At 36.2% G+C, this 561-nt stretch carries 1 protein-coding gene; it reads left to right on the top strand.

What is annotated here, in order from left to right; genetic code table 11:
• A partial coding sequence (locus HMPREF2961_RS11955; RefSeq protein ID WP_070704837.1) for a hypothetical protein occupies window positions 1-489 on the top strand: 489 nt, incomplete at its 5' end.
• Between the last annotated feature and the right edge of the window lie 72 nt (window positions 490-561).

The raw sequence follows: 561 nt of genomic DNA, 5'->3' as shown, positions 1-561 counted from the left end.
CAGGAGGCAGTTTTAGAATTTCTCAATTACTCAAGCAGATTGTGTGCTGGGTGGTCATGGGGAATCAAAGAAGGGCTTATAGTTTCTAAAAAAATATATGCACAAAAACTTTACGAATTCAGAGAAGAAAAAATCAACTATACGGATATCCGATTTTTTGACAAGATGAAAGATTATCCTATTTATGTGAATAAAGAAATGATGAAGGCGAAAAGAATCACGCCTGAATCATTCTGGGCGGACGATGGTATCTATCGGACTTCTTTTCTTGAAGCAACTCAAGGAGCAGAGGGAACGGAGGAAGAATTTAACCAGTTGAATGATCGTCTTTTCCCAGATAAAGATCATCTGCATATTTACCTTTGGAACAATGAATTTACGAATTATTATAATGAAGGTCGTTATTGGGATGGCGCTTATGTGTGGTCAGTGTATGACGAAAAGAGAAAGCGGTTTACTGTTTTCGATGCTAGGTTAGTGATGATTTGATTTTTTGCATATAGTGATGAACTGGAAAAAGGAGAGAGAAGATGGAACTATTAGAAAAAGAAAGTATTGATT

The organism is Enterococcus sp. HMSC076E04 (assembly GCF_001814285.1).
GTDB classification, from domain to species: Bacteria; Bacillota; Bacilli; order Lactobacillales; family Enterococcaceae; genus Enterococcus_B; species Enterococcus_B lactis.
The sequence above is the reverse complement of the archived record's forward strand: the minus strand, read 5'-3'. Positions and strand labels throughout refer to the sequence as shown.